Consider the following 7,838-nt stretch of genomic DNA (forward strand, 5'->3'; position numbering starts at 1 on the left):
ATCAGCTTGATAGGGATAATCGTTGATTGCTATCCTATCTATCGCCACGGACTATCGTGGCTCGGAGGATAAAATGAATATTCGTGATCTTGAATATCTGGTGGCGTTAGCCGAGCACCGTCATTTTCGACGTGCTGCCGATTCCTGCCATGTCAGTCAGCCAACGCTGAGTGGCCAGATTCGTAAACTGGAAGATGAATTAGGCGTCATGCTGCTGGAGCGCACCAGCCGTAAAGTACTTTTCACGCAGGCGGGTTTGCTGCTGGTGGATCAGGCGCGCACCGTGCTGCGTGAAGTGAAAGTACTGAAAGAGATGGCGAGCCAACAGGGCGAGGCGATGTCCGGGCCACTGCATATCGGCCTGATTCCAACCGTTGGGCCTTATTTGCTGCCACAAATTGTGCCGATGCTGCACCAGACTTTTCCCAAGCTGGAAATGTATCTGCATGAATCTCAGACCCAGCAGCTGCTGGCGCAACTCGACAGCGGTAAGCTGGACTGCGCGATCCTGGCGTTGGTCAAAGAGAGCGAAGCCTTTATTGAGGTGCCGTTATTCGACGAGCCAATGAAACTGGCGATCTATGCCGATCATCCATGGCACGATCGCGATCGTGTGCCGATGTCCGATCTGGCGGGTGAAAAGCTGCTGATGCTGGAGGACGGTCACTGTCTGCGCGATCAGGCGATGGGCTTCTGTTTCCAGGCGGGTGCCGATGAAGATACGCATTTCCGGGCCACCAGTTTAGAGACGCTGCGCAATATGGTGGCGGCAGGCAGCGGTATTACGCTGTTACCTTCACTGGCGGTGCCGAAAGAGCGCGTGCGTGATGGCGTCTGCTATCTGTCGTGCTACAAGCCGGAACCGCAGCGCACGATTGCGCTGGTCTATCGCCCTGGCTCGCCACTGCGCAGCCGTTATGAACAGCTGGCAGAGGCGATTCGCACCCATATGCAGGGTGTGATGGGCAGTAGCTTAAAACAGGCGGTTTAAGCCGTTCAGTGCCGCTACCCGATAGGCTTCCGCCATCGTCGGATAGTTAAAGGTGGTATTCACGAAGTATTCAATCGTGTTGCCACCATTTTTTTGCTCCATGATCGCCTGACCGATATGAATAATCTCGGCGGCGCGCTCACCAAAGCAGTGAATGCCTAAAATCTCTTTGGTTTCGCGATGGAACAGGATCTTCAGGCTACCAACGTGCATACCCACAATCTGCGCACGCGCCAGATGTTTAAACTGCGCACGACCCACTTCATATGGCACTTTCATCGCCGTCAGCTGCTGTTCGGTTTTACCGACAGAACTGATTTCCGGAATGGTATAAATCCCGGTTGGGATATCCTCAATCAGATGGGCTGAAGCTTCACCTTTAATGATCGCCTGTGCTGCAATGCGCCCTTGATCGTAGGCCGCCGACGCAAGGCTTGGATAACCGATCACGTCACCGACCGCGTAAATATGCGGCTGGGCAGTCTGATACATACTGTTAACCTTCAGCAGGCCACGGCTGTCGGCTTCCAGACCCACCTTGTCCAGCGAGAGCGAATCAGTGTTACCGGTACGGCCATTGGCATACAGCAGGCAATCAGCTTTCACTTTCTTGCCGGATTTCAGATGCACAATCACGCCATCCTGTACGCCTTCTACTTTCTCAAACTCTTCGTTGTGACGAATCACCACGCCGCTGTTCCAGAAGTGGTAAGAGAGCGAGTCGGACATCTCCTGATCGAGGAATGCCAGCAGACGATCGCGAGTGTTAATCAGATCGACTTTGACATTCAGGCCACGGAAGATCGATGCGTATTCACAGCCGATCACCCCGGCACCATAAATGATCACATGGCCCGGCTCATGATGCAGATTGAGGATCGAGTCGGAGTCATAAATGCGCGGATGGGTAAAGTCGACTTCGGCCGGATGATACGGGCGTGACCCACAGGCGATAACAAATTTCTCTGCGGTCAGGCGGTCAGTAGTGCCGTCAGGAAAGACAATTTCAACGGTGTTGGCATCAACAAACTGGGCATCGCCCTGAAACAACTCGCAATGGTTGCGCTCATAAAAACCCTGACGCATGCGGGTTTGCTGGCTGATAACGTTTTCGGTGTGGTTAAGAATGTCAGCAAATGAGGAGCGAAGCAGGCGGCTGTGGTCACTGTAAAGCGGGTTCTGATTGAATTCGATGATGCGGCTTACAGCGTGACGGAGCGCTTTCGACGGGATGGTTCCCCAGTGGGTACAGCCACCGCCGATATTGTGAAAGCGCTCGATTACCGCGATACGCGCTCCCTGTTTAACCAGGCCCATGGCGGCACCCTCGCCACCAGGACCTGAGCCAATGACTATGGCATCGTAATCGTAAGACTGTTGCATACCAGTACGTCCTATATTTTATCTACATTTTTACAACGAGATTCTAACATCTCATTGCAGACATCCCAATTGTATCAGCGATTTTTGCCTCGATTTGACAAAGCGTGAGGTTAACAAGCGTTGACAAAGTTGATAGGACTGTACGCTGAAAAGTTTGCTATAGTTCCGCTTCGGCAGGACAAACAGGCACAACCATGGGCGTCAGAGCACAACAAAAAGAACGTACACGGCGTTCGCTCATTGAAGCGGCATTCAGTCAGCTGAGTGCCGAAAGAAGTTTCGCCAGCCTGAGCCTGCGAGAAGTTGCGCGCGAAGCGGGAATCGCGCCGACATCATTTTATCGTCACTTTCGTGATGTAGATGAGTTAGGGTTGACCATGGTCGACGAGAGCGGTCTGATGCTGCGTCAGTTGATGCGTCAGGCTCGTCAGCGTATTGCCAAAGGCGGCAGCGTTATTCGCACCTCGGTCTCTACTTTTATGGAGTTTATCGGCAACAATCCCAACGCTTTTCGCCTGTTATTACGCGAGCGTTCGGGTACTTCTGCCGCTTTCCGTGCCGCTGTGGCGCGGGAGATACAACATTTTATCGCTGAACTGGCGGATTATCTTGAGCTGGAAAACCGTATGCCGCGCAGTTTCACCGAAGCGCAGGCCGAGGCAATGGTTATTATTGTCTTTAACGCCGGTGCAGAGGCGCTGGACATCGATGTCGCGCAGCGCCGTCAGCTCGAAGAGCGACTGGTGTTACAGCTGCGCATGATCTCGAAAGGTGCGTATTACTGGTATCGCCGTGAGCAAGAGAGGCTGGCGGTCACTTTAGCATCAAATGATTAAGCTGGTTGATAAGGATAATGAAATGACTGAACCGACCCACCGGGATAAAGGAACACTAGTTTTAGCGTTTATTACTGGCCTGTCGATAAATGGTTCTTTTTCGGTGCTTTTTAGCTCCATTGTGCCGTTTTCAATCTTTCCGCTGATTGCGTTGGGTCTTGCCGCCTGGTGTCTGCATCAGCGTTATCTCAACCGCGCGATGCCTGATGGCATGCCTTCGCTGGCCGCCGCATTTTTCCTGCTGGGCATTCTGCTGTATAGCGCGATTGTGCGTGCGGAGTATCCGGATATTGGATCGAATTTTGTGCCGACCATTTTGATGGTGGCGTTGATCTTCTGGATTGGGCTGCGTATTAAAGCCGGCAGAAAATAACAGCGTAAAACGGCGAACTCGGTTCGCCGTTACTGTTTTTTAGCGGCGAGTCAGCAGCACACCGCATTCCATATGATGGGTATACGGGAACTGATCAAACAGTGCCAGGCGTGTCACATCGTGGGTTTGCGACAGCGTTTGCAGGTTAGCGCTCAGTGTCTCCGGGTTACAGGAGATATACAGAATCTGTGGATACGCCTGCACCATCTTCACCGTTTCGTCATCAAGGCCGCTGCGTGGCGGGTCAACAAAGATGGTTTCACACTGGTAACTGGTTAAGTCGATACCCTCTAAACGGTTAAACTGACGCGTGCCGTTCATCGCCTGGGTAAACTCTTCCGCCGACATGCGAATAATCTGCACATTATCAATCTGGTTCACCGCAATATTGTACTGCGCTGAAGCGACCGACGGCTTGGCGATTTCGGTAGCCAGTACGCGGCGGAAATTACGAGCCAGCGCCAGCGAGAAGTTGCCGTTACCACAATACAGTTCCAGCAGGTCACCCTGTGAACCGGCAGTGACATCCAGCGCCCACTCCAGCATCTGAATATTCATCGCCGCATTAGGCTGCGTGAAGCTATTTTCTACCTGACGATAAACCAGTTCACGGCCCGCGACCGGCAGACGCTCATCGACAAAATCCTGGTCGAGACAGATTTTGGTTTTGGTGGCGCGACCAATCAGATGAAGCTCAAACCCCTGCGCGCGTAACGCATCACGCAGTGCCGCTGCCGCCTGTTGCCACTCATCATCCAGCTTACGGTGATACAGCAGCGACACCACCACCTGGTTGCTCATGGTCGACAGATAATCTATCTGGAACAGTTTGCGGCGCAACACGCGGTTATCGCGAATCGCTTCAATCAACAGCGGCATCAGGCGATTAATCAGTTCGCTGGCTGCCGGGAAGCTGTCGACGCGAATACGCTCACGGGTCTGCTGATCAAACATAATATGATAGATGTCGTCGCCGTCATGCCAGAGGCGAAACTCTGCACGCATCCGGTAATGACTGACCGGTGAACGAAATACCTCAACTTCAGGCGCAGCAAAGGGTGACATCATCCCCTGTAAACGGGTGACTTTCTCCGCCAGCTGGGCGTCATAGTTTTCGATTGGCAATTGTTCGGGCGTCATGAGAATTCCTGATTGAGTGGCTGACTTGCCGGGCGATTGTAGGGATTCGATCGTCGATGTCCAGCGTTGTCGCGAAAACCCTTATTTTAGCAGCCTGGAAGTCTGGATTTCTATTCATCTAAATCGTAGTATGCGATTTCCGGCCTCCTTGAGTTAAAAGGGAATCCAGTGCAAATCTGGAGCTGACGCGCAGCGGTAAGGATTGTCGTGGCGATTGCCAGTGCAGACACTGTCTATATTGATGGGAAGTCTTCGCCAGTTAATGACACCAAGCCCGAAGACCTGCCGGAGTACGTCGCAATTTATACGGTCATCGCGTGCTATCGGTCGTATGCCTGCGGCATCCTGCTACATCTGTTTGGATGCTTTAATTCAAATGATTAAAACAAAAACTTCGCTGCTGGCTTTTAGCGCCACGGCAATTTCACTCTGGGCGCAAAACGGCGTTGCGCAGCAAAATGATGATCAGCTGGTAGTTACCGCTAATCGTTTTGCGCAGCCAGTTTCTTCAGTACTGGCCCCGACAACGGTTGTGACGAAAGAACAGATCGATCGCTGGCAATCTAAAACTGTCACCGATGTGATGCGCCGGTTACCGGGTGTAGATATCGGACAAAATGGCGGAATGGGGCAGAAAAGCTCGCTGTTTATTCGTGGCACCAACTCTGGCCATGTTCTGGTGCTGATTGACGGCATTCGTCTTAATCAGGCTGGAATCAGTGGTTCTTCCGATCTCAGTCAAATTCCCATCTCTTTGGTACAGCGCATAGAATATGTGCGCGGCGCGCGTTCTGCAGCCTATGGTTCTGATGCGATTGGCGGCGTGGTAAATATTATCACCGGCCGCGATAAGCCAGGCACCACCCTGACGGCAGGTCTCGGGTCCCATGGTTATCAGGCTTATGATGGTTCGACTCAGCAGCAGTTAGGTGAGAACACCTTGCTGACGATGGCGGGCAATTACACTTATACCAAAGGGTTTGATGTCGAAGCCGGATTTCCGGATGTTTATGGCACTCCCGGACAGCCAGACCGCGACGGCTTTATGAGTAAAACGCTGTACGGCATGGTTGAACATCAGTTTGACGATCGGTTCAGCGGTTTCTTCCGTGGTTACGGTTTTGATAACCGCACCGGTTATGATGGTACCTGGGCCTACGACGATGCCTTCAACATTATAGGCCTGCCGGATACCCGCCAACTCTACAGCCAGACCTGGGATACCGGTTTACGTTTCCATGAAGGTATCTACTCAACTCAGCTGATAGCCAGCTACAGCCATACCAAGGATTACAATTACGATCCTGCCAAGGGTCGCTACGATGCCTCCGCGACGCTGGATGATGTGCAGCAGTATAACCTGCAGTGGGGCAATACTTTCGCAGTGGCTAACGGCACGCTGAGCGCCGGTGTTGACTGGCAAAAGCAGACCTCTGAGCCCGGCAGCGGTTTTGTACAGTCAGGACAGGAGCAGCGCAATACCGGTGTCTATGCCACCACCCAGCAGAAATTTGGCAGCGTGACGCTGGAGGGGGCGGTGCGCGGTGACGACAATAATGAATTTGGCTGGCATAACACCTGGCAATCTGCCGCGTCATGGGAGTTTGTTGACGGTTATAGCGTCTTCGCTTCTTACGGCACCGCTTTTAAAGCGCCCAACCTCAATCAGGTCTACAGCGAAACTTATGGCAATCGCGATCTCGATCCGGAAAAGAGTAAGCAGTGGGAAGGCGGCTTTGCCGGTTTAACCGGTCCGGTAAACTGGCGCATTTCTGGCTATCGTAACGATATCGACGATTTGATTAGTAGCGATCCGTCGACCTATCGTTTCTATAATATAGATAAAGCGAAGATTAAAGGCGTTGAAGCCACGGCCTCCTTTGATACTGGACCGCTTAGCCATCAAATTTCATATGACTATGTTGATCCACGCGATGTCACGACGAATGAAGTACTGTTACGTCGTGCTAAACAGCAGGTTAAGTACCAGCTTGACTGGACCCTCTACAACGTTGACTGGTCAGTGAGTTATCAGTATCTCGGCGAACGCTATGATAAAGATTTCAACTCTTCTTATACTGCCCGCAGCGTAAAACTCGGTGGAGTAAGTTTGTGGGATCTCGCGGTTTCGTATCCGGTCACAACTCAGCTCACCGTTCGTGGTAGAATTGCCAACCTGTTCGATAAAGATTACGAGACAGCGTATGGCTATCAAACCCCAGGACGGGAATACTTCGTCAACGGCAGCTACAGCTTCTGATTTAAGACCCACCGTGTTGATCTTTGACTCCGGCGTCGGTGGGCTTTCTGTCTATGATGAGATTCGGCAACTGCTGCCGGATCTCCATTATCTCTATGCTTTCGATAACGTCGCTTTTCCTTATGGTGAGAAGAGTGAAGAGTTTATTGTTGAGCGTGTCGTAGAGATTGTGACGGCAATTACTCAAATTACTCCTCTGGCACTGGTGGTTATTGCCTGTAACTCGGCGAGTACCGTCACTTTACCTGCTCTGCGCGCGCGCTTTGAATTTCCGGTGGTCGGCGTTGTGCCGGCGATTAAGCCTGCGGCACGCTTGACCCGTAACGGTATTGTCGGTTTGCTGGCGACCCGTGGCACGGTGCGTCGTCCCTATACTCATGAGCTGGTGGCGCGTTTTGCCAGTGAATGTAAAACCGAAATGCTCGGCTCAGCGGAGCTGGTGGAACTGGCCGAGGCTAAACTGCACGGTCAGCCGGTCTCTTTAGAAGAGATCAAACGCATTCTGCAGCCGTGGCTGCGAATGGCTGAGCCACCGGACACGGTAGTGTTGGGCTGCACTCACTTCCCTTTATTAAGTGAAGAGCTACAGCAGGTATTGCCTGAGGGCACGCGGCTGGTCGATTCCGGTGCCGCTATTGCACGACGGACAGTCTGGTTACTGGAGCATGAGTCTCCTGTTGCACTGTCAGCGGCAGGCAATACGGCTTATTGCATGGCTTTCACCGAAGAAACTGCGCAATTAATGCCCGTTTTACAGCGTTATGGCTTTGAAAAGCTCGAAAAATTGACGTTTTGAGCAAAAAAGAGACACTCGAAAAGTTTTTTGCATTTAGGGCTTGTCAGCTGTCAGAAACT

7 protein-coding genes and 1 riboswitch are annotated in these 7,838 nt (G+C 52.2%); of the genes, 5 read left to right on the forward strand and 2 right to left on the reverse strand.

All coding sequences use genetic code 11. The annotated features are described in order from the left end of the window. Window positions 1-73 precede the first annotated feature (73 nt). The gene (oxyR, locus tag ACP3TC_RS22500; RefSeq protein ID WP_313854469.1) at window positions 74-991 is read left to right on the forward strand and encodes a DNA-binding transcriptional regulator OxyR; all 918 of its coding nucleotides are present in this window, start codon (window positions 74-76) and stop codon (window positions 989-991) included. Here the strand turns inward: oxyR and sthA are convergent. After that, complete coding sequence (sthA, locus tag ACP3TC_RS22505; RefSeq protein WP_313854467.1) at window positions 974-2,374, reverse strand: Si-specific NAD(P)(+) transhydrogenase; 1,401 nt, start codon at window positions 2,372-2,374, stop codon at window positions 974-976. The two genes, oxyR and sthA, sit on opposite strands and share 18 nt — an antisense overlap. Window positions 2,375-2,568: 194 nt before the next feature. Between sthA and fabR the strand changes: the two genes are divergently transcribed. Together fabR and ACP3TC_RS22515 are read left to right on the forward strand one after the other, a co-directional pair. Beyond that, on the forward strand, window positions 2,569-3,210 hold the full coding sequence (gene fabR, locus ACP3TC_RS22510; RefSeq protein WP_052901668.1) for an HTH-type transcriptional repressor FabR: 642 nt from the start codon (window positions 2,569-2,571) through the stop codon (window positions 3,208-3,210). A gap of 22 nt (window positions 3,211-3,232) precedes the next feature. Then, window positions 3,233-3,583 (forward strand): YijD family membrane protein, encoded by a 351-nt coding sequence (locus tag ACP3TC_RS22515; protein ID WP_313854465.1) that lies wholly within the window; start codon window positions 3,233-3,235, stop codon window positions 3,581-3,583. A 39-nt stretch (window positions 3,584-3,622) separates the two neighbouring features. On the opposite strand, the gene trmA is transcribed toward ACP3TC_RS22515, so the two are convergent. Further along, window positions 3,623-4,723, reverse strand: coding sequence for a tRNA (uridine(54)-C5)-methyltransferase TrmA (gene trmA, locus ACP3TC_RS22520; protein WP_313854464.1), 1,101 nt, complete (start codon window positions 4,721-4,723; stop codon window positions 3,623-3,625). 123 nt (window positions 4,724-4,846) lie between these two features. Then, a riboswitch (cobalamin riboswitch) is annotated at window positions 4,847-5,027 on the forward strand. 72 nt (window positions 5,028-5,099) lie between these two features. On the opposite strand from trmA, the gene btuB reads away from it, so the two are divergent. Together btuB and murI are read left to right on the forward strand one after the other, a co-directional pair. Further along, window positions 5,100-6,983, forward strand: coding sequence for a TonB-dependent vitamin B12 receptor BtuB (btuB, locus tag ACP3TC_RS22525; protein WP_313854463.1), 1,884 nt, complete (start codon window positions 5,100-5,102; stop codon window positions 6,981-6,983). Then, window positions 6,928-7,779, forward strand: coding sequence for a glutamate racemase (gene murI, locus ACP3TC_RS22530; RefSeq protein WP_313854462.1), 852 nt, complete (start codon window positions 6,928-6,930; stop codon window positions 7,777-7,779). The genes btuB and murI overlap by 56 nt, the downstream gene beginning before the upstream one ends. The last annotated feature ends 59 nt before the right edge of the window (window positions 7,780-7,838 follow it).

The sequence above is a fragment of the Winslowiella sp. 2C04 genome (assembly GCF_050037805.1).
Taxonomy (GTDB): Bacteria; Pseudomonadota; Gammaproteobacteria; order Enterobacterales; family Enterobacteriaceae; genus Erwinia; species Erwinia toletana_A.